The following is a 21,486-nucleotide window of genomic DNA, read 5'->3' on the forward strand; positions in this document are numbered from 1 at the left end:
GGGAAACCGCGCTGCCCTTTCGTTTCCGGGTGAAGGTTCCGGCGACGCCGGAGCGTTACTCCGCAGCGACCAGCTCGTTTTCCAAAACACCCTCCGGCTTCGGCCCGCCATAGGCCCAGTCGAGCAGTTTTACCGTGTGCACAACCGGCATCTTTGCCGCGGAAGCAATCTGGGTGATGCAGCCGATATTGCCGGTGGCGACGATTTCAGCACCCGTCGCCTCGATATTCCTGACCTTGCGGTCGCGCAGCTTTGCCGAAATCTCGGATTGGAGGATGTTGTAGGTGCCGGCCGAGCCGCAGCACAGATGACCCTCACGCGGCTCGCGCACGACGAAGCCCGCCTTGCTGAGAAGCTCCTTCGGCTGGCGGGTGATCTTCTGGCCATGTTGCATCGAGCAGGCGGAGTGATAGGCGACGATGGTGCCGGGCTTCCGCACCGGCTCCGGCAGGTCGAGGCTTGCCAGATATTCGGTGATGTCTTTCGCCAATGATGAGACGCGCGCGGCCTTGTCGGCATAGGCCGGATCGAGGCGCAGCATGAAGCCATAATCCTTGATGGTGGTGCCGCAGCCGGACGCGGTGATGACGATGGCATCGAGCCCACCTAATTCGATCGCACGCGTCCAGGCGTCGACATTCTGCCTGGCCGAGGCAAGTGCTGCCTCCTCGTGGCCCATATGATGCACCAGCGCGCCGCAGCAGCCCTCGCCCCGGGGCACGACAACCTCGACGCCGAGCCGCGTCAGCAGCGAGATCGTCGTGTCATTGATAGCGGGATCGAGCACGGATTGGGCGCAACCGGTGAGGAGAGCGACGCGCCCATTTTTCGCGCCCTGCCCGGCATGCACCCCCGGCAGAGCTGTGGGCGACGCCTTGGGAATCGACGCCGGAGCGAGCTTGAGCATGGCGCCCAGCGGCTTCAGCGCCGGGATCTTTTCGAACAGACCGACAAACGGTTTTCCGAGCTTCGCCAACTTCAGCGCAGCACGAAAGCGTGACGGGTAGGGCAGGACAAAGGCCAGCATGGCGCGCGTCAGGCGATCGAGCAGCGGGCGCTTGTAGGTTTCCTGGATATGGGCGCGGGCATGATCGACCAGATGCATGTAGTTGACGCCCGACGGGCAGGTGGTCATGCAGGCAAGGCAGGACAGGCAACGGTCGATATGAGTGACGATCTCCTTGTCGGCCGGGCGGCCGTTCTCCAGCATATCCTTGATCAGGTAGATTCGCCCGCGCGGCGAATCCAGTTCGTTGCCCAGCGTCACATAGGTCGGACAGGTGGCGGTGCAGAAGCCGCAATGTACGCATTTGCGCAGGATCTTCTCCGATTCCGCGACATGCGGATCGGCAAGCTGGGCAAGCGAGAAATTGGTCTGCACGCAAAGAATCCTAAAGTCCGAGGAACCAGCTTTCTGGGTTTTTCACCGGCTCGCCGCGCTGCAGCGCCTGCAGGCCGAGAATGGAACGAGCGATGAACCAGACGCCGACAGCGAACATCAGCACGAAGCCGATGATGAGGAACATCAGCACAACCGAGATCAGCGCATAGAGCAGGCCGATCCAGAAGGTGCGGATCAGGAAGGTGTAGTGGCTCTCGACGAAGCCGCCGGCCTTGCCGCGGTTGATATAGGCCAGAACGATGCCGACAATGCCGGTGATGCCGATGACGAGGCCGGCGAGGTAGAGGATATAGATGACCAGCGCGTTGGTCGGCCCTGGCTCCAGCCAGCGGTCGGTCTGGCGCGGTGCGGGTTTGTCGTTCTGGCCGGAATTGATGTCGCTCATGGTGCTTCTCCCTCGGTTGCCGGGCCGAGAGTAGCAGAGCCAGCGCCCGGCGCCATACGACCGGGATTGAGGATGGCCTTGGGGTCGAACTCGGCCTTGAGCCTGGCGGAGAGCGCCGCCAGTTGCGGCGCCTGCGGCTCGAACACCGGCACAGCGGCGCGATGCGAAGGGGCGGCGCGCACCAGTGTCGCGTGACCGCCACCATATTGTCTCACGAGCCCGCGCAGCAGACCCGCCTCGGGATCGCCATGCTCCATGCGCAGCCAGATCAATCCGCCCTGCCAATCATAGAAGGCATCGACCGCCGCCTGCATGCGTAGCGCCAGCACCATCTGGTGGCCTTGGGCCGGCGCCATCGAGACGCGCCAGACCGGCTTTTCCAAGCCATCGGCGAAAGGCACGCAATCTCTGATATCACGCCAGACATTCAGCGAGGCTTCGCCCGAAATCTCCTCGAGCGGACCAGCATTCTTCAGCAGGGATTTCAGTGCAGCGATGCGGTAGGCGACGGACGGACCAAAACCCTCGACGCGGAGCAGCGTCGCGGCATGGCTGCCGAGACTGCCGCCGGCAACCCGTGCAGCGACCCGTTCGGGCAGATGGGCAGCGCTCGACACCTCGGCGCTCGAGCCAAGCGCCAGAGCCATGGCGGCGGCAGCGTGATCGTCGAGCAGGCCACGGATGGCGAGCGTGACTTCGGTTTCGGCTGCCGGCAGTACCTTGAAGGTGACATCGGTGAACACGGCAAGCGTGCCCCAGCTGTTGGCCATCAGCTTGGACAGGTCGTAGCCGGTGACGTTCTTGACCACGCGGCCGCCGGACTTGAAGGCTTCGCCGCGACCGGAAACCGCTGATATGCCGAGGATATGGTCTCGTGCCGCGCCCGCCTTCAGCCGGCGCGGACCGGAGAGGTTGGTGGCCAGCACGCCGCCGATGGTGCCTTTTCCCGGCTCACCGCCGAGCAACGAGCCGTAGTCCATCGGTTCGAAAGCAAGTTGCTGGCCGTTTTGCGCCAGCAGTCCTTCGATCTCGGCAAGCGGTGTGCCGGCCTTTGCCGACAGCACCAGTTCAGCCGGCTCATAGAGCGTGACGCCGGTTAGTTTCGACAGGTCGAGCGTGTGTTCGCTCTGCTGCGGACGGCCGATGCCGCGCTTGGAACCATGGCCGAGGATTTCGAGCTGTGATTCCTCCGCCCCCGCCCAGGCGACGGTGGAGAGGACTTCGGCTGACGTGGATGGGGTGAAGGTGGTCATGGGAACACAATCACTTCGAAGGAAGATACGTCGAGTGCCTTCGCGCCCCCCTCTGTCCTGCCGGACATCTCCCCCTCAAGGGGGGAGATCGGATGGCGTGTCGGGTTTCGCCAATTTCCAACGTTGGGGGGACGGTGGCGCGCCGAAGCTGCCAATCTCCCCCCTTGAGGGGGAGATGTCCGGCAGGACAGAGGGGGGTGTTCAAGCGCCAACATGCCCCTCAAAACCTCGGAATGTCCGGAAACGCCACCTGACCCCGGTGCACATGCATGCGGCCGAGTTCGGCGCAGCGGCGAAGCTGCGGAAATACCTTGCCGGGATTGAGCAGATGGTTGGGATCGAAAGCGCATTTGACCCGCATCTGCTGGTCGAGGTCGATCTGGTTGAACATTTCCGGCATCAGGTCGCGCTTCTCGACGCCGACCCCGTGTTCGCCGGTCAGCACGCCGCCGACCTTGACGCAGAGCCGCAATATGTCGGCGCCGAAACTCTCCGCTCTGTCGAGTTCGCCGGGCACGTTGGCATCGTAGAGGATCAGCGGGTGCAGATTGCCGTCGCCGGCGTGGAAGACGTTGGCGACGCCGAGCCCGTATTTGTCAGAGAGCTCACGCATGCCGGCGAGCACGCGCGGCAATTCCTTGCGCGGGATGGTGCCGTCCATGCAGTAGTAGTCGGGCGAGATGCGGCCAACCGCCGGAAAGGCCGCCTTGCGCCCGGCCCAGAAGCTCAGCCGCTCCTGTTCCGACTGCGAAATGCGGCAGGTGGTCGAGCCGTTCCTGTAGGCGATGGCTTCGACAAGGCCGATCAGGTGATCGACCTCGACGCCCGGCCCGTCGAGCTCGACGATCAGCAGGGCCTCGACATCCAAGGGATAGCCGGCATGGACAAAATCCTCGGCGGCGTGGATCGCTGGCCGGTCCATCATCTCCATGCCGCCTGGGATGATGCCAGCGCCGATGATGTCGGCGACACATTGGCCGCCCTGCTCGCTGGTCGGGAAGCCGATCAGCAGCGCGCGGGCCGTCTCCGGCTTCTTCAGGATGCGCACGGTCACCTCGGTGACGACGCCAAGCAGACCTTCGGAGCCGGTCATGACACCGAGCAGATCGTAGCCTTCCGCATCGAGATGGCTGCCGCCGAGGCGGATCACCTCGCCGTTCATCAGCACCATCTCGATGCCGAGGACATTGTTGGCGGTGAGGCCGTATTTCAGGCAGTGGACGCCGCCGGAATTCTCCGCGACGTTGCCGCCGATCGAGCAGGCGATCTGGGAGGATGGATCGGGGGCATAATAGAAGCCCTCCTGCTCGACGGCGGTGGTGATGCCGAGATTGGTGACGCCCGGCTGGGCGACGACGATGCGGTTGGGAAAGTCGATCGCGAGGATGCGATTAAAGCGGCTCATGACGATCAGCACCGCGTCTTCGAGCGGCAGCGCGCCGCCGGACAAAGACGTGCCGGAGCCACGCGGCACGACACGGATGTTGCGGTCGTTGCAGTATTTGAGCACCCGGGAAACCTGCGCCACCGTTTCGGGCAAAACCACGACCAGCGGCAATTGCCGATAGGCGGTGAGCCCGTCGCTCTCGAAGGCGCGCATCTCATTGGTCGCGTCGACGACACCTTCGCCCGGCACGATGATGCGCATATCGGCGACGATCTCGTGACGCCGGCGCATCGTGGCGTCGTCTGGCTTCGGCATGGCAAGGCCGGACATCAGCAGCTTCCTTCGCTCGACTGGTAAAAATCTTTTACCAGCGACGGACGCCTGTTGCAAATCCTGCTGTGGCCAAAATCTGGGGCCGACACCAGGACAGCCTTCCGCAGCGGCAATCTGCCGCTGAAAGCCGGACGTCAGGGAGCTTGGTCAACGCCTCTCCAGCAAAGGGCTTATTCACCCGGTTGCTTGGCAGGCTCGGAGTGCATCCGGCGGACACGGCGCACGCCCCACCAGACGAGCAGGAGGGCGAGCGGCACCGAGGCGGCGGTGATGAGTTCCGGCGCAAAGGCATGGCCGAAGATCGAAGCACCCTTGGCGACATAGCTGACGAGACCGACGACATAGTAAGAGACGGCAGCCACCGAGAGGCCTTCCACCGTCTGCTGCAGGCGCAGTTGCAGGCGGGCGCGGTTGTTCATCGACGCCAGCAGATCGCGGTTCTGCTTTTCGACCTCGACGTCGACCCAGGTACGCAGCAGCGTGGTGGCGCGGGTGAGCTTTCGCGACAGATTGGCCTGGCGCTCCTCGATCGAACGGCAGGTGCGCATGGCAGGCGCGACGCGGCGCTGCAGGAAGCCGCCCCAGGTGTCGTAGCCGGGCACGGCCTCCTCTTCCAGCGCCTCGAGCCGCTCGACGACGATGCCGTCATAGGCGCGGCTGGCGCCGAAGCGGTAGAGGCTGGAAGCGGCGTCGGCCTCCAGCTCGGCGGCAAGCTCGGTCAGGTCGGCCAGCAGCGTCTGGCTGTCGCGGGTTTCGGCAACCTTCATTTCACGGGTCGTCTGGGCCAGCCTGTCCTCGATACGGCGGGCGCGTCCCGACAGCGTCAGCGCCAGCGGCAGGCCAAGCATGGCCAGCGTGCGGTAGGTCTCGATGTCGATCAACCGTTGCGACAGCGCGCCCGTACGAGCCTGCGTCAGGCCGCGATCAAGCACCAGAATGCGGGTCAGGCCGTCGCCATCCTGGCGGAAATCGGTGACGATGGCGGCATTGCCGCGCTCGACCAGCGAATAGCAAAGACTGGTCGGATCGAAGCCGGCGATCAGCTTTTCGCTCGCCTGCGTCCATCGGCGGATTTCGAGCCTGATGCCGGAGATCACCGTGCCCGGCGGCGAGAATCCGTTGCCAAAGGGTGAGTCTTCCTGCGACCTGCCGCTTTCGGCAAGCGGGCCTTCCCACAGATAGGTCGAGAATTCGGTATGCCGCTCCCAACGCAGCGTGCCCTTGCCCCATTTCATAGCGTGGTGGCGAGCCTGACGGTCCGGCGCGGCAATGCCGAGACGCCGCGACAGTTCGGAAAGCACGGCCTGGTCAACGCCGGAGCCGCCTTCGGTCATGAAGGCGAGTTGCACCAGCACGCGCGGCTTCTCGATGAGCGGGTGAGGCCGGGCATGGACTTCGCCAAGCGCACCGGGTCGCCCCTCATGCGCCGGAAAACCCATCACGCTGCCCTTGGTGCGCGGCTGGAATTCGAGATTGGACGGGTCGTCTGACACGGCTGGTCCCCCGGGCTTCTTAGAACCCTTCGTGCATAGCGTCCCTCTAGAGCCAATCGCCAGGAGACGCAAACTGCAAGTTTAGCCGAACACGATATGCCGCCGCCGCGTCGAAGCCGGCCCGATTGGACGAATTGGATAAATAATTTGACCAGTTAGCGACACAGGCTTTATCCTGCGCGACACCGGTTCAAGTCCCAGGCGCCCCGTTGAGCGATATTTTCTCCAGGATCGAGCATTCCCGCACCGCCGACGAGGTGGTGCAGCAGATCGAGAGTCTTATCCTCGAGGGTGTCCTGCGCACCGGCGACCGGTTGCCGGGCGAGCGCGAGCTGGCGCGCCAGTTCGAGGTATCGCGGCCGATCCTGCGCGATGCGCTGAAGGCGCTGGAAGGACGCGGGTTGCTGACCACGCGGCCCGGCGGCGGCACCCATGTCGCCGATGTCATCGGTCAGCTGTTCACCAAGCCGGTGACAGACCTGATCTCGATGCACCGCAAGGCGGTAACCGACTATCTGGAATACCGCCGCGAGATCGAGGCCGTCGCGGCCGAATATGCAGCACGGCGCGCCACATCGGACGATCTGGCACTGCTCGACCGCATCATGGCGCGCATGGACGAAGCGCACCGCACCGGCGATTTCGACGACGAGGCAGAAATCGACGTCGAGTTCCACCACGCCATCTGCGAATGCGCGCACAACATCATTCTCCTGCACACGCTGCGCTCCTGCTACCGGTTGCTGTCGGAAGGCGTGTTCCGGAGCCGGTTGCTGGCGTTCACCGTGCCCGGCGCGCGTGAGGCGCTGCTGGCGCAGCATCGGGCGATCTACACGGCGGTGAAGGCCGGCGATCCGGCCACGGCGCGACAGGCGGCGATGGATCACATCTCCTACGTCGAACGGTCAATGGCCGAGGCCGAGCGCAGCGGCGAGTGGCAACGCGTGTCGCGGCTGCGGCTCAGGCAGCGCTCGGAAGGCGACGACAGCGAACCGGCACGGAAGCGCCCGTAAGCACCGGAACATTGGACAAACAATTAGCGAAGAACCAGCGGGAAAGCCCATGAGCACCATCCTCACCATTGCCGATCTCAAGGACCTTGCGCGCCGCCGCGTGCCGACGATGTTCTTCGACTATGCCGATTCCGGCGCCTGGACCGAAGGCACCTACCGGGCCAACGAGGAGGATTTCCAGAAGATCAAGTTCCGCCAGCGCGTGCTGGTCGACATGGACAATCGCTCGCTGGAATCGACCATGATCGGCGAGAAGGTGGCGATGCCGGTGGCGCTGGCGCCAACCGGGATGACCGGCATGCAGCACGCCGACGGCGAGATGCTTGCGGCGCAGGCGGCGCAAGAATTCGGCGTGCCGTTCACGCTGTCGACGATGAGCATCTGCTCGATCGAGGATGTCGCCTCGGTGGCCACGAAGCCGTTCTGGTTCCAGCTCTATGTGCTGCGCGACAAAGATTTCGTGCTCAACCTGATCGACCGGGCGAAGGCGGCGAAGTGTTCGGCGCTGGTGCTGACGCTCGACCTGCAGATCCTCGGCCAGCGCCACAAGGATATCCGCAACGGGCTTTCGGCGCCGCCCAAGCTGACGTTGAAGAACATCGTCGATATGGCCATCCGCCCGCGGTGGTGCGCCGGCATGCTCGGCACCCAGCGCCGCACCTTCCGCAACATTGTCGGCCACGCCAAGGGCGTCGGCGACCTCAGTTCCCTGGCGTCGTGGACGACGGAACAGTTCGATCCGCATCTGTCGTGGAATGACGTCGCCTGGATCAAGGAGCGTTGGGGCGGCAAGCTGATCCTGAAAGGCATCCTCGACAAGGAAGACGCGCTGATGGCGGCCAAGACCGGCGCCGACGCGATCATCGTTTCCAACCATGGCGGACGCCAGCTCGACGGGGCTTCGTCATCGATCATGGCGCTGGAAGAGATCGCCGATGCGGTCGGCGACACGATCGAAGTGCACATGGATGGCGGCATCCGCTCGGGCCAGGACGTGCTGAAAGCGCTTTGCCTCGGCGCCAAGGGCACCTATATCGGCCGGCCTTTCCTTTACGGCCTTGGTGCGCTCGGCAAGGAAGGAGTTACCAAGGCGCTGGAAATCATCCGCAAGGAGATGGACATCACGCTGGCACTGTGCGGAAAACGTCTGGTGACCGACATGGGCAAAGACCAGCTTCGGCGCTAGGACGTTGTTCACCGATTGGCCCTAGCGTCTCCCTGACGGTCCCGTCACGGAGACGACGCAGGCATTGACGAAACCCGGCATCCACTTTCTCGACGCGCGCGGACCAGAGGGCGTGCGCCTCTACGCTATCGGCGACGTGCACGGCCGGCTCGACCTGCTGGCCGCCATGCACCGCCGGATCGAGGCGGAGATCAAACAGGACCAGCCTTCCGACTGGCGCGTCATCCATCTCGGCGATTATGTCGACCGTGGGCCTGATACCAAGGGCGTCATCGATTTCCTGATCGACGCGCATAAACGCGATCCGCGCCACCTGATGCTCGCCGGCAACCACGACATCGGCTTTCTCGACTTCCTCAAATCCCCCGATCCGGATGGACTTTTCATACGCTATGGCGGCATCCAGACGGCGCAATCTTATGGCGTAACGATTACCGGAGGCAGCGCCTGGTTTGGCAAGGCCGAGGCGGCTCTCCGGCAAGGACACGCAGCTCTGGTCGAGGCCGTGCCGCAGAGCCATGTCGACCTTCTGCGCTCGTTGCCGTTTTCACTGATTTTCGGAGATTTCTACTTCTGCCATGCCGGCATCAGACCCGGCATTCCATTGGAACAGCAGAGCCCGCAGGACCTGATCTGGATCCGCGACATCTTCCACAACCATCCCGGCCTCTACCCGAAGATCATCGTGCATGGCCACACGCCGGTGCCCGATGCCGAAGTCATGGCCAATCGCGTCAATGTCGACACGCTCGCCTGGCAGTCGGGAAACCTCACCGCGCTCGTCGTGGACGGCGCGGAGAAACGTATCCTGAGGGTGCGGGCAGAGAGTTCTAACGAAGGGCTGCGGTGACGCCGTAGCCGTCGACAGCCTGATGGTCGTTGGCTGCGTCGGCGGTATAGATGCCGAGGCCGCACACCACGATGGCAGACAGCATGACAAAGGACAAAAGCGCTGCTTTCACGGAGGTCATCTCTTGTTGAGCTTTCTGCATCTGTGCACGCGGCGGTTACCAATGGGTTGAAACGAAAAAAGCGTCTAAAAGTTTCGACGATTTGCGGCTTCTAGACATGTTCTGTATCGGCGGTGTGTCGCGCGGGTCACACAAAAGGTTCATCGCGGTTGCACGGAAGATGCAGAGCGCGTGCCTTCTAGGGTAGCGGGCGGACACAATCCAAGGACGAAACACGTTATCCCCGGTGGATTTCGCGCCGCGTGCCAAATTTACCACGCAGGGGGAACCGTCAGATCGTCGCCACCCAGGCGCGGGCGATGGCCAGGCCGGCGGCATCGGCTTCCGGCCCGTTGCGGGCCATTTCTCCGTCGAGCCGGTCGCTCCAGTCGGGATGCCGCTCGGCGATCAGCGGTGCGAAGGACGTGCTCCAGTCGCGGACCATCGGTCGGTCGGCTTCGAAATGGAACTGGAAGCCATAAATGGCGCGGCCAACGCGGAACGCCTGGTTCTCGGCAACTTCGTTGCCGGCCAGCCGCACCGCGCTTTCGGGCAGCGCAAACGTGTCGTCGTGCCACTGGAAGATGGGGAATTTTTCAGGGAGTGCCGCGAGCACCGGATCGGCCTTGGCATCCGGCGTCAGCGACACGCCGCACCAGCCGAATTCGTTGGCGCCGCCGATCCGGTTCTCGCCACCGAAGGCGCGGGCGACCAACTGGCCGCCAAGGCAGATGCCAAGCACGGCGCGATCCTTGTCGGCGAAATCGCGGGTCAATTCGAGCAGCGCGGGAAAATAGGGATAGTCGTCGTCAGCCAGCGCGTTCTGCCCGCCGCCAAGCACCACCATGGCGTCATGCTGGGTGGCATCTTCCGGCAAGGCGTCACCCTGGTAAGGCCGGCGCAGGTCGAGATCGGCGCCCGCCTCGGCAAGGGCGGCACCGACCTGACCAAGGCCAGTATTGTCGTAGTTCTGAACCACCAGCACCCGCATGAAAAAACCTGCTGACATCAAAATGATGCGACGAGCGATATCATGTCGCCAGCCTTGCAGCCAAGAAGGAGCACCTATGCCACTGCAGAACCGGGTCGATCCATTCGGCGCCGTCCACGCCGTGCCCGAACGCGGCCTGTTCACCGGCAATCGTGGCATCATCCACGATCCCGATACAAAGACGCTGTTGAGGAAGCGCTGGGCGCTGCAGGCGTGGATCATCTGCGTCTGCAAATTCCGCAATGTGCGGCGCGAGCCGATGGGTCGCAACCGGCAAAGCGACGACCAATTGGGTGGCAAACCCGGCTGGACCGAGCTGTTTTTCCTCGACGAGGTGACGGCGCTTGCCGCCGGGCATCGGCCCTGCTTCTTCTGCCAGCGCGCACGGGCTATGGATTTCGTCCGGCGCTTCGGTGAGGCCTTCGGCATAGCCGAGCCGCGCGCGCCGCAGGTCGATAAGCGGCTGCACAAGGAGCGGCTGGCCTCGGGTGGCCGCCCGCCGATGCTGGCTGCGGAAGAGCTTGCCGGGTTGCCGGACGGCACCATGATCGCGGATGGGGGCAACGCCTACGCCTTGCGCGGCGGCCGGACACTGCGATGGTCGTTTGCGGGCTATAGTGATGCGACAAGGTTCGACGACCTTGCCGCCCGTCCGCTTTGCGTGCTTACACCAGCGACCACTGTCTCCGTGCTGAGGCAAGGCTATCAACCCGTGTGGTCCGCGACGGCCGAGGCTTGACGCCAAGGGCCGGCTCGCCCATTCCTCGGCGATGCGCGCCAATTACAAGATGCAGCGGCTGTTCGTGCCGGATGATCTCGGGCCAGACATCGAGTTCGATGCCGCCCAGCAGCAGAGCCACTATCTCTTGCATGTGCTGCGGCTCGGCGAAGGCGCCGAAATCCTTTTGTTCAATGGCCGCGACGGCGAATGGTCGGCGGCAATCGCCGGGAAAAACAAGAAGGCGGTGCGGCTGAAGGTGCTGGCATTACAGCGGCAGCAACCGCCGCTGCCCGACCTCGTCTACTGCTTCGCACCGCTGAAGCAGGGGCGGCTCGACTATCTCATGCAAAAGGCGGTCGAGATGGGTGCTGGCATCCTGCAGCCGGTGATCACCCAGCACACACAGGTAGCAAAACCCGGCATCGATCGTCTGCGTGCCAATGTCGTCGAGGCGGCCGAGCAATGCGGCATACTGGCGGTGCCGAAGGTGCGCGAGGCGGAAAAGTTCGAACGGCTGCTGGCCGGCTGGGACAAGGAGCGGCGGCTGATCTTCTGCGACGAGGACGCCTCGACCAACAATCCCTTGCCCGCGCTGCAGGCGGTGCGGGAAAAGAAGCTCGGGCTTCTGGTCGGGCCGGAGGGCGGGTTTTCCGACGACGAGCGCAAGATGCTGAGGACGCTGCCCTTCGTCACCGCCATTCCGCTCGGGCCGCGGATCCTGCGTGCCGACACGGCGGCGGTGGCGGCACTGGCGGTGATGCAGGCGACGATTGGTGATTGGTGATCAATTCCTGTTGAGCTGTGGCTCAGGATTTTTCGCTTGATCGGCTGCTGACATTTCGTCCATTTAGCGCCGGCGGTTGTTCCGCCGCCTACAGCGCCGCGCGTCCTTTTAGACGCGCATAGGACGCTGTAGCATTTTGGTTTGGCGCATGATCCTTTCCGAAAATCGATAACGATTTTCGGGGTCATGCGCGGGAGGGGCCTTTCATGGCGCGCGACACTACCGATTTCCGGCCCATCGAAGGCGTCGACGAGCTTGTCGAGCACCTCGCCGAAGGCAACAAGCCGCGCGACAAATGGCGCATCGGCACCGAGCACGAGAAATTCCCCTTCTATATCGACGGCAACGCGCCAGTGCCCTATGGCGGTGAGCGCGGCATCCGCGCCATTCTCGAAGGCATGCAGGACAAACTCGGCTGGGATCCGATCATCGATGACGGCCGCATCATTGGCCTGGTCGAGCCGACCGGCCAGGGCGCGATCTCACTTGAGCCCGGGGGCCAGTTCGAACTGTCCGGCGCGCCCCTGGAGAGCATCCACCAGACCTGCCGCGAGGGCAATGCGCATCTGGCGCAGGTGCGCGAGATCGCCGAGCCGATGGGCATCCGGTTCCTCGGCCTTGGCGGCAGCCCGAAATGGTCGTTGGCCGAGACGCCGAAAATGCCGAAGTCGCGCTACGAGATCATGACGCGCTACATGCCCAAGGTCGGAGCCAAAGGCCTCGACATGATGTATCGCACCTGCACCATCCAGGTGAATCTCGACTTCGAGAGCGAGGCGGACATGCGCCGCAAGATGCAGGTTTCGCTGAAGCTGCAGCCGCTGTCGACGGCGCTGTTTGCCAACTCGCCGTTCACCGACAGCCGGCCCAATGGGCTGCAGAGCTGGCGCGGCGACATCTGGCGCGACACCGACAATCAGCGCTCGGGTCTGCTCGAATTCTGCTTCTCGCCCGAGTTCGGCTTCGCCGACTATGTCGAATGGGCGCTCGACGTGCCGATGTACTTCGTCATTCGCGACGGCCAGTATCACGACATGACGCACGTCACCTTCCGCCAGTTCATGGCGGGTGCGGCACGCAATGAGGTGCCGGACGGGCTGCCGACGATGGGCGACTGGGCCAACCATCTGTCGACGCTGTTCCCCGACGTCAGACTGAAGCGCTTCCTTGAAATGCGCGGCGCCGATGGCGGGCCGTGGCGGCGCATCTGCGCACTGCCGGCCTTCTGGGTCGGGCTGCTCTATGACGAGGCGGCGCTCGATGCAGCAGAGGCGCTGACCTCGAGCTGGACCTACAAGGAAGTGCTGGCGATGCGCAACGCGGTGCCGGAACAGGGCATTTCCGCGCCTTTCCGCAACGGGACCCTGCGCGAAATAGCGCGCGACGTGCTGGTCATCTCACGCATGGGGCTGAAGAACCGCAACCGGAAGAACCGCGACGGCTACGACGAGACCTCGTTCCTCAACACGCTGGACGAGGTTGTCGCGCGCGGGACGACCAGCGCCGAAGAGATGCTCTCCGCCTACCATACGCGCTGGGGCGGCTCGATCGAGCCGGTGTTCATGGAGTATGCGTACTAGCGTTTCGCTATCCGGTTGGCCGGCGGCTCGGGAAAAGCCGCTTCAATCGGTGACGGAAACGAACTAGGCTCTCCTACGAGGATTTTTCGGAGGAGAACCCAATGCCTTCCTTGTTCGACATGCTGGCGCAAGCCCAGAACGGCAATGGCATGCAGGCGCTCGCCCAACAGTTCGGGCTTTCGCAGCAGCAGACGCAAGCGGCGGTCGAGGCGCTGCTGCCTGCCTTTTCACAAGGGCTGCGGCGCAACACCGCCGATCCCTACGGGCTTGGCGCCTTCATGACGGCGATGGCGAGCGGCCAGCACGCCAAGTATTTCGAGGATGCAACCAGAGCCTTCTCGCCGCAGGGTCTCGACGAAGGCAATGGCATTCTGGGGCATCTGTTCGGCTCGAAGGATTTGTCGCGCGCCGTTGCCAGCCAGGCCGCACAGGCGACCGGGGTCAGCCAGCAGGTCTTGCAGCAGATGCTGCCCGCCATCGCCTCGATGATGATGGGCGGACTGTTCAAGCAGACCACCAATCAGATGCAAGCGGCGGGCGGCTTCGGCGCCGGCGGCAATCCGCTCGGCGAAATCATCGAGCAGATGATGCGGCAGGCAGGTGGAGACGCGCAAGCGCCGCAGCAGCGCCAGGCGCCGCAGCCTCAGAGCCCGATGGACAATCCGTTCGGCAAAGTGTTGCAGGACATGTTCGGCGGCGGTGCGCAGCAGCCGCAAAGCCAGCCGCAGCAGGCGCCCAATCCCTATGGCGAAAATCCGCTCGGCAAGGTGCTGCAGGATATGTTCGGCGGCGGTGGCCAACAGCCGCAAAGCCAGCCGCAGCAAACCCAGCCGCAACAGACACAGAGCCCGTATGGCGACAACCCGCTCGGCAAGATCTTCGAGGAGATGCTGCGGCAAGGCGGTGGTGGCGGATTCGGCGGTATGCCCGGCGGGCAGCCGGCGCCGGAGCAACCTCAGGCGCGCCAGCAGCGCCAGGCACCACAGCCGCAGACCACTCCGAGCGGCAGGCCCAAGAACCCGTTCGACGATCTGTTCGGCAAGATGTTCGAGACCGGCGCCCAGCAGCGCGACGACTACCAGAAGGGCATGGAATCGATCTTCGACCAGTTCAAGAAGGGGATGGATCGGCGATAGCCTGACAAAGCGGCCAGCATCTAACTTCAGCGCCGGCCAAAAAAAGAAAAGCCCGGTCCTGGGAGGACCGGGCAATGTGCAGGCGAGCCGGCGGGGAACCGGCAGGGAGTGGGGAGCCTGCGATAGTCCTTGGTCGCGCCGAGCCTCAAAAAAGGTTCAACGCAGCCGAAAGGGCACGCAACCAGCGCGATCAGGCCACCTTGCGGGCGAGATCCTCGATCGTCTCGGCGCGATCCGTCGCGATCGAACGCAACTTCACCGTCGGGTCGCGGCCGAACGGTACAGCGACGGCGACGTGAAGGTCGGCGCGTGTCAGGCCGATATCGGCGAGTTCGGCGTCCGACATCTCGCCAAGGCGATAGAAGGCGCGGCGGTTTTTCCAGGCGCGGTAGACATTGGAGACGGCATTGGCCACGCGCGTCGCAACGGCCGGACGCGAAGTGATGCGCGAGGTCTCGGTGGCGAAATCAAACGTGGTCATGTCGGTCTCCTTCAGACTCGAACGGGACAAAACCAGGCGATCGGCGCTGGCGCTGGCGACAGCGGCCGTTCCGGTCTCGATTCACATGCCTTCATGTGGACAATGCGAATTTGCCATCACGCGATTGATTAATCCAACGAATGTTTCTAATCTTTAGCATCAACTCTAGTGATGGATTGGACCGATGAAAGCGCCGCTCGATCTCGATCAGTTGCAGACCTTCATCTCGATTGCCGACACCGGCAGCTTCACCCGCGCGGCCGAAGAGGTGCACCGGACCCAGTCGGCAGTGTCGATGCAGATGCGCCGGCTGGAGGAGCGGATCGGCAAGCCGCTGTTCGAGAAGGACGGGCGCACCAACAGGCTGACCGAGGAAGGCGACAAGCTGCTCTCCTACGCCAGACGGCTGCTCTATCTCAACCGCGAAACCCTGGCCGCCTTCGATGACCGGCGCCTCGAAGGCACGATCCGCATCGGCACGCCGGACGATTATGCCGATCGCTTCCTGCCCGAGATCATGGCGCGGTTCACGCGCTCCAATCCGCGTGTCGAACTGACCGTCATCTGCGAGCCGACGCCTGGGCTGGTCGAGCACATCAAGCGCGGCAATCTCGACTTGGCGCTGGTCACCCACAACGACACGCGTGGCCAGTCGGAAGTGGTGCGGCGCGAACCGCTGCTGTGGGTCAGCTCGGCCAACCATACCACGCATGAGCAGGAAATTCTGCCGATGGCATTCGGCCGGCCGAACTGCATCTGGCGGCGCGCCGCGGTCGACGTGCTCGACCGGCAGGCTCGCGACTACCGCATCCTGTTCACCAGCTTTTCGGCGACGGTCATCACCGCCGCGGTGCTTTCCGGCCTGGCGATCTCGGTGCTGCCGGAGTGCGCGCTTCGGCCCGGCATGCGGGTGCTGGGCGAGGCCGACGGCTTCGGCGCCCTGCCCGACTGCCGGATCGGCATCATGCGCGGCCAGACCTCACGGCCGGAGATTGTCGACGCGCTTGCCCGTCACATTTCGGAAAGCCTCGACAATATTTCCGTGCCGCTCGGCGAAGACACCGGAACATTCGACTTTGCCGCGCTCGCCTTCACGAAGATCAAGCGGACCAAGCCGAACCAGATTCTGCCCGGCTGGTAGGACGGTTCTCACAATGCTCCAAAGCGCGTCGCGACGCGCTTTGGTCTTTGTTTTTATGCAGGTTGTTGTCCCAAAACGCTGCGCACCTTCGGGTCAAGCCCGAGGGCAGGCTTTTGGGCAACATGCGTCAGGCGCGGGCGGCCGCCTGCTCGCTGCCGTCGCTGGGCGACAGACCCGGAAGGCTCAGCAATTGAGCCGACTCCAGCGGTGGCGACAGCAGGTAGCCCTGCAGTTGTTGGCAACCCATGCCGACGAGCAGCGCCTTCTGCTCCTCGGTCTCGACACCTTCCGCGGTGACCTCGACATTGAGGGCGCCGGCGAGATCGATCAGCGCCTTGACGATCGCCGCTGAACTGCCGTCGCCGTCGAGAAGGCGCACGAACGAGCGATCGATCTTGAGCTTGTCGATGGCGTGGCGGCGCAGATAGCTGAGCGACGAATAACCGGTGCCGAAGTCATCGAGCACGATGCCGACGCCCGACTTGCGCAAGGCAGCCAGAACCATCCTGACCGTATCGTTGTTCTCCAAAAGCACGCTTTCGGTGATCTCAAGCTGCAGGCGGCTCGGCGCCAGCCCGCTCTCGGCAAGGATCGAGGCAACCTGCTCGGCGAAACCGGCGTCGCGCAATTGCAGCGGCGACACGTTGACGGCCACCCAGGGCAATTCGGTGCCGATGGCAAAGTAGCAAGCTTCGAGCAGCACCCATTTGCCGAGCTGGCCGATCATGCCACGTTCTTCGGCGATGGCGATGAATTGTGCCGGCGGCAATGCGCCGTGGACCTCATGCGCCCAGCGGATCAGCGCTTCCGCGCCGAGGATCGTCTTGCCATCGGTCGCGAAGATCGGCTGATATGCCAGCTTGATGCCGGTTCCGCCATTCAACGCATTGCGAAGCTCGCTCTCCACCTTGCGCTTGCGCAGCAGAAGGTCGTCCATGTCACCGGCGAAGACCTGATAGCGGCCGCGGCCATTCTTCTTGGCTTCGTAGAGCGCGATGTCGGCCTTGCGCAGCAAATCGTCGGCGTCGGCATCTGGCCCCGTCGACAAGGCAATGCCGATGCTGGCGCTGACAAAGACCTGATCGTCGATCAGCTTGAAGGGCTCCTGCAACTTCAGCAGAAGTCTTTCCGAAATATCTTCGGCGGTTCTGATATCGCGGACATCGATCAGGATCAGGGCGAACTCGTCGCCGCCCAGCCGGGCCACGGTGTCGACTTCGCGAATTGTCTGCTGGAGCCTGGCGGCAGTCTGGCGGACGAGTTCGTCGCCGGCCGGATGGCCGAGCGTATCGTTGACGTGCTTGAAGCGATCGATATCGAGATATAGCAGCGCCACCCTGGCGGTGTCGTGGCTGGCCGTGAGCAAAGCGCGCCGCAGCCGGTCCTCGAACAGAGCCCGATTGGGAAGACCCGTCAGCGTGTCGTGGAAAGCCAGATACTGTGCCTCGTCCTGGCTGGTCTGCAGCGCGGACGATGCCCGGCGCAGGCGCCGCAACAGGAATGCCAGGACGCTCGCTGCAAGCAGCGCGCCGCCGATCAATGCCGGACTGGCCTTGCGCACCAGCGTCAGGCCAGGACGCTCCTGATCCCAGCCGATATAGCCCAGAATGACACCACGCGAATCGACCAGCGGAATGGCGGCCGAGCCGATCGGCTGCGACAATGGCAACAGGCGCGCGCCGGCGAGCAGATACTTCCCGGCGATCTTGGCGATGACGACGTCATTGATAAACTCCACCGAGACATGGAGGTATTCGCTGCCCGTCTCCTGGGTGAGACGCTCGGAGCTTGGCACCAGCGGCATGATGCTGAGGATGGCGGGTTTGCCGCCAAGCGATACCAGATCTTTGGCGACCAATTTGACCGGAGCGTCTGCCTCGTTTTCGCTGGATGGCTGGCTAATCAGCCGGCGCAGCCTTTCAACGGTGGGCAGCAGAGCGGGTTCGTCCTCGCCATAGGCGGCTGGCGCCACCACCTGTCCTTCACGCATCGCGTGGATCGGACGATTGGCGGCATCCAGCACATAGACCCGGTTATGGCCGTAGTAGGAAAACATCCAGACGCTGAGATTCTCGACCATCCAGTCCAGATTGCCGGCCTTGGCGTTGATGACGGCATCGTCCCAGACGGCGATACTTTCCTGCTCGCGCTCCACCGCCGCGATCTGATCCCTGAGGCCGTTGGCGAAAAAGATTTTCTGCCGTTCGAGGGAGACATGGTCAGCCTGGATGGTGGCGTAAAAGCCGAAACTGACGACCATGGTCAGCGCGAAAACGGCAAGCGCCAGCACCGTCAGGGTGACCTGGAACGTCAATGGGCTGCGGTTTGGGCGTACGCTCATGCTTCCTGGGCCATCTCCCTTGCCGTAGAGTCAATCAAATCGGGCTTAAGATCGCGTTATGAAATCGGCTATGGGGCCACAGCCGCCTTGACGCGGGCGGACAACCGTCCCCCAATCGACCCATGAGCGATGCAGCATCCGAATCACGCACGAATGCCGCCGAATACACGGTGAGCGAGATTTCCGGCGCACTGAAGCGCACGGTCGAAGACGTCTTCGGCAATGTGCGGGTGCGCGGCGAGATATCAGGCTATCGCGGGCCGCATTCCTCCGGCCATGCCTATTTCGCGCTGAAGGACGATCGTGCGCGGCTCGACGCCGTGGTTTGGAAGGGCACGATGAGCCGGCTGAAATTCCGTCCCGAAGAGGGGATAGAGGTAATCGCCACCGGCAAGCTTACCACCTATCCCGGAAAGTCCAACTACCAGATCGTCATCGACAATCTCGAGCCCGCGGGCGCCGGTGCGCTGATGGCGCTTTTGGAGGAACGCAAGCGGCGGCTGCAGGCCGAGGGCCTGTTCGATACCGGCCGCAAACGTTTGCTGCCGTTCATGCCGCGCATCATCGGCGTCGTCACCTCGCCGACGGGGTCGGTCATTCGCGACATCATCCACCGCATCAAGGACCGGTTTCCGCTGCATGTGCTTGTCTGGCCGGTGCGGGTGCAGGGCGAGACGGCAGGCGCGGAAGTGACCGCTGCCGTCAACGGCTTCAACGCGCTGGCATGGGATGGCGCCATCCCGCACCCCGACCTGTTGATCGTGGCGCGCGGCGGCGGCAGCCTCGAGGATTTGTGGGGCTTCAACGACGAGGCGCTGGCCCGCGCCGTTGCCGCCTCGCGCATTCCGGTGATTTCCGCCGTTGGCCACGAGACGGACTGGACGCTGATCGACCTGGTGGCGGATGTGCGGGCACCGACGCCAACGGGTGCTGCCGAGATTGCCGTGCCTGTCAAAGCAGACCTTGAAGCGACGCTTGCCAGTCTCGGCGCGCGGCTCAAATCGGCGGTGTTGCGCAATTTCGAACGCAAGCGGCAAGCGGCTCGCGCGGCTGCCCGTGCGCTGCCCTCGCCCGACCAGTTGCTGGCGTTGCCGCGCCGGCGTCTGGACGAAGCGACGAGCCGCCTCGGCCGGGCGCTGACCGTCAATATCGATCGCAAGCGGGCCAAGCTTGCAGGGCAGCGGCTGACGCCGGCCACATTGTCGCGACGCATAAACGAGGCCCGCACACTGACCGGCCGTGATCTCGCCCGCGCGCAAGCAGCGTTCTTCGCCATCGTGCGCGAACGGCGCGCGCGATTTTCACGCACGGCGACGCGACTGTCCCCCGCGCCGATCACAAGGCGACAGAAAGCGCAGGCAGACGCCCTGACCGGGCTTTCGCGGCGACAGGACCAGGCGGTTTCGAGGCGGCTGGATAGCTTGCGCGGAAAACTGACCCAGGCCGACCGGCTGCTGGCGACGCTGTCGCACAAGGCGGTGCTGGCGCGCGGCTTTGCATTGGTCAAGGACGCCGACGGCGTGGTGATCAAGCGGGCGACGGATGTGGTGTCGGGGGCAGCGCTTTTGCTGGAATTCGCCGACGGGATCGCGGATGCGGTTGCCACCAGCGGCACGGAACGGCCGAAGCCGGTTGCCAAACCAGCGGCCAAATCCAAGGCGCCGGGCAGCCAAGGGTCGCTTTTTTAGAGGATGGCATGACTGCATACGACCCGCATCTACAGACACCATCGGGCAAACCGCGTGCCCGCGCTTTCGGGATCCCGTTCGACGGCACGCCGGGCCGCTTCAACGCGATCACCGATGTGCCTGATGTGGCCGTCGGCTATACGACGCTGATCTCCGGGGACGGGCCGCTCGTCGTCGGCCAGGGTCCTGTGCGCACCGGCGTGACGACGATCCTGCCGCGGCCCATAGGCGAATTGGCGGTTCCGGTGTTCGCCGGCATGTTCAGCGGCAATGGCGATGGCGAACTGACCGGCTCGCACCTGATCGATGAACTCGGCGCCTTCAATTTTCCGGTCACCATCACCAACACGCATTCCTGCGGCGTCAGCCGCGACGCGACGTTGCGCTGGATGCAAAAGACGCTGCCGCAATCGCTCGACGGCGCCTGGGCGCTGCCGGTGGCGGGCGAGACCTATGACGGCTTCCTCAACGACATCAACGGCCATCACTTGGGCTTTGAGCATGTCTTTGCCGCTCTCGATGCAGCTCAAAACGGGCCGATCGAAGAAGGCAGCGTCGGTGGCGGCACCGGCATGATCACCTTCGGCTTCAAGGCGGGGTCGGGCACCTCTTCGCGCAGAGTCGCCTGGAACGGCGAACATTTTACAATCGGCTGCTTCGTCCAGTCGAATTTTGGTGCACGGCGAAACCTCGTCGTGCGTGGCATCAGGACCGGCGTCGAGCTTGCCGAGCCGGCGATCCGGGACAACACGCTGCGAGCCGAAAAGAGCTCGATCATCGCGGTCATCGCCACCGATGCGCCATTCATGCCGCATCAGATGAGGCGGCTGGCCAAGCGCGTGCCGCTCGGCGTGGCGCTGACCGGCGGCTATGGATATAATACATCGGGCGATATCTTCCTGGCCTTCAGCACGGCCAATCCCGATGCTGCCAGGGGCGCGCCGGGCAAGATGGCCGGCGCCTTCTATATACCGGACGCCGACATCAACCCGTTCTTCGATGCGGTGGTGCAAAGCGTGGAGGAAGCGATCCTCAATGCGCTGGTCGCCAATGAGGACATGACCGGGCGCGACGGCAATTTCGTGCCGGCGCTGCCGAAGACATGGCTCACGGAGAGATTTGGGCTCACGGAGAGATCTGGGCCCGGGGAGAGATTTGGCGACGTTGCGCCGAGATAGGACTGCGCGGCGCATCAGCCAGGTTTTGGAAATGGCCGCCCGG

19 protein-coding genes are annotated in these 21,486 nt (G+C 63.8%); 10 read left to right on the plus strand and 9 right to left on the minus strand.

Annotation, left to right across the window (positions count from 1 at the left end):
• Positions 1-55 precede the first annotated feature (55 nt).
• The 5 genes from glcF to LHFGNBLO_RS32615 all read right to left on the minus strand — a co-directional run bounded on the left by glcF (position 56) and on the right by LHFGNBLO_RS32615 (position 6,253).
• Positions 56-1,381 carry a glycolate oxidase subunit GlcF gene (gene glcF / locus LHFGNBLO_RS32595; protein WP_258604212.1) on the minus strand — a complete coding sequence of 442 codons (1,326 nt, stop codon included), beginning with the start codon at positions 1,379-1,381 and terminating at the stop codon, positions 56-58.
• A gap of 10 nt (positions 1,382-1,391) precedes the next feature.
• Positions 1,392-1,787: a DUF4870 family protein gene (locus LHFGNBLO_RS32600; RefSeq protein WP_258604213.1), complete on the minus strand. Its 396-nt coding sequence runs from the start codon at positions 1,785-1,787 to the stop codon at positions 1,392-1,394.
• Positions 1,784-3,040: an FAD-binding protein gene (locus LHFGNBLO_RS32605; RefSeq protein ID WP_258604214.1), complete on the minus strand. Its 1,257-nt coding sequence runs from the start codon at positions 3,038-3,040 to the stop codon at positions 1,784-1,786. Before LHFGNBLO_RS32605 ends, LHFGNBLO_RS32600 begins: the two co-directional genes overlap by 4 nt.
• Positions 3,041-3,260: 220 nt before the next feature.
• The gene (locus tag LHFGNBLO_RS32610; protein WP_258604216.1) at positions 3,261-4,757 is read right to left on the minus strand and encodes an FAD-linked oxidase C-terminal domain-containing protein; all 1,497 of its coding nucleotides are present in this window, start codon (positions 4,755-4,757) and stop codon (positions 3,261-3,263) included.
• A 173-nt stretch (positions 4,758-4,930) separates the two neighbouring features.
• Entirely contained in the window at positions 4,931-6,253 is a 1,323-nt protein-coding gene (locus LHFGNBLO_RS32615) for a DUF3422 family protein (protein WP_258604217.1), read from the minus strand.
• Between the two features lie 209 nt (positions 6,254-6,462).
• Between LHFGNBLO_RS32615 and LHFGNBLO_RS32620 the strand changes: the two genes are divergently transcribed.
• From LHFGNBLO_RS32620 to LHFGNBLO_RS32630, 3 genes are all read left to right on the plus strand, one after another.
• Positions 6,463-7,266: a FadR/GntR family transcriptional regulator gene (locus LHFGNBLO_RS32620; RefSeq protein WP_258604219.1), complete on the plus strand. Its 804-nt coding sequence runs from the start codon at positions 6,463-6,465 to the stop codon at positions 7,264-7,266.
• Positions 7,267-7,315: 49 nt separating this feature from the next.
• Positions 7,316-8,452 (plus strand): alpha-hydroxy acid oxidase, encoded by a 1,137-nt coding sequence (locus LHFGNBLO_RS32625; protein WP_258604220.1) that lies wholly within the window; start codon positions 7,316-7,318, stop codon positions 8,450-8,452.
• A gap of 64 nt (positions 8,453-8,516) precedes the next feature.
• Entirely contained in the window at positions 8,517-9,302 is a 786-nt protein-coding gene (locus LHFGNBLO_RS32630; protein ID WP_258604221.1) for a metallophosphoesterase family protein, read from the plus strand.
• Here the strand turns inward: LHFGNBLO_RS32630 and LHFGNBLO_RS32635 are convergent.
• Positions 9,283-9,414: a hypothetical protein gene (locus tag LHFGNBLO_RS32635; protein ID WP_258610049.1), complete on the minus strand. Its 132-nt coding sequence runs from the start codon at positions 9,412-9,414 to the stop codon at positions 9,283-9,285. The genes LHFGNBLO_RS32630 and LHFGNBLO_RS32635 overlap by 20 nt on opposite strands.
• A gap of 280 nt (positions 9,415-9,694) precedes the next feature.
• On the minus strand, positions 9,695-10,393 hold the full coding sequence (locus tag LHFGNBLO_RS32640) for a type 1 glutamine amidotransferase (protein WP_258610009.1): 699 nt from the start codon (positions 10,391-10,393) through the stop codon (positions 9,695-9,697).
• Between the two features lie 76 nt (positions 10,394-10,469).
• Between LHFGNBLO_RS32640 and LHFGNBLO_RS32645 the strand changes: the two genes are divergently transcribed.
• From LHFGNBLO_RS32645 to LHFGNBLO_RS32660, 4 genes are all read left to right on the plus strand, one after another.
• Positions 10,470-11,132: a hypothetical protein gene (locus LHFGNBLO_RS32645; RefSeq protein WP_258604223.1), complete on the plus strand. Its 663-nt coding sequence runs from the start codon at positions 10,470-10,472 to the stop codon at positions 11,130-11,132.
• A 31-nt stretch (positions 11,133-11,163) separates the two neighbouring features.
• Positions 11,164-11,898, plus strand: coding sequence for a 16S rRNA (uracil(1498)-N(3))-methyltransferase (locus LHFGNBLO_RS32650; protein ID WP_258604224.1), 735 nt, complete (start codon positions 11,164-11,166; stop codon positions 11,896-11,898).
• 206 nt (positions 11,899-12,104) lie between these two features.
• Positions 12,105-13,478, plus strand: coding sequence for a glutamate--cysteine ligase (locus LHFGNBLO_RS32655; protein WP_258604225.1), 1,374 nt, complete (start codon positions 12,105-12,107; stop codon positions 13,476-13,478).
• Positions 13,479-13,579: 101 nt separating this feature from the next.
• Entirely contained in the window at positions 13,580-14,614 is a 1,035-nt protein-coding gene (locus LHFGNBLO_RS32660) for a DUF937 domain-containing protein (RefSeq protein ID WP_258604226.1), read from the plus strand.
• A 190-nt stretch (positions 14,615-14,804) separates the two neighbouring features.
• Here LHFGNBLO_RS32660 and LHFGNBLO_RS32665 read toward each other — a convergent pair whose 3' ends face one another.
• On the minus strand, positions 14,805-15,095 hold the full coding sequence (locus tag LHFGNBLO_RS32665; RefSeq protein ID WP_258604228.1) for a DUF1127 domain-containing protein: 291 nt from the start codon (positions 15,093-15,095) through the stop codon (positions 14,805-14,807).
• Positions 15,096-15,279: 184 nt separating this feature from the next.
• On the opposite strand from LHFGNBLO_RS32665, the gene LHFGNBLO_RS32670 reads away from it, so the two are divergent.
• The gene (locus LHFGNBLO_RS32670; RefSeq protein WP_258604230.1) at positions 15,280-16,236 is read left to right on the plus strand and encodes a LysR substrate-binding domain-containing protein; all 957 of its coding nucleotides are present in this window, start codon (positions 15,280-15,282) and stop codon (positions 16,234-16,236) included.
• Between the two features lie 127 nt (positions 16,237-16,363).
• Here the strand turns inward: LHFGNBLO_RS32670 and LHFGNBLO_RS32675 are convergent, their stop codons facing one another.
• On the minus strand, positions 16,364-18,577 hold the full coding sequence (locus LHFGNBLO_RS32675) for an EAL domain-containing protein (RefSeq protein ID WP_258604232.1): 2,214 nt from the start codon (positions 18,575-18,577) through the stop codon (positions 16,364-16,366).
• A 122-nt stretch (positions 18,578-18,699) separates the two neighbouring features.
• Between LHFGNBLO_RS32675 and xseA the strand changes: the two genes are divergently transcribed.
• Complete coding sequence (gene xseA, locus LHFGNBLO_RS32680; RefSeq protein ID WP_258604235.1) at positions 18,700-20,265, plus strand: exodeoxyribonuclease VII large subunit; 1,566 nt, start codon at positions 18,700-18,702, stop codon at positions 20,263-20,265.
• An 8-nt stretch (positions 20,266-20,273) separates the two neighbouring features.
• A complete protein-coding gene (locus LHFGNBLO_RS32685) occupies positions 20,274-21,443 on the plus strand; it encodes a P1 family peptidase (protein WP_258604236.1) in 1,170 nt (389 codons plus the stop codon).
• Positions 21,444-21,486: the final 43 nt, after the last annotated feature.

Source organism: Mesorhizobium sp. AR10, from assembly GCF_024746795.1.
Classification (GTDB): domain Bacteria; phylum Pseudomonadota; class Alphaproteobacteria; order Rhizobiales; family Rhizobiaceae; genus Mesorhizobium.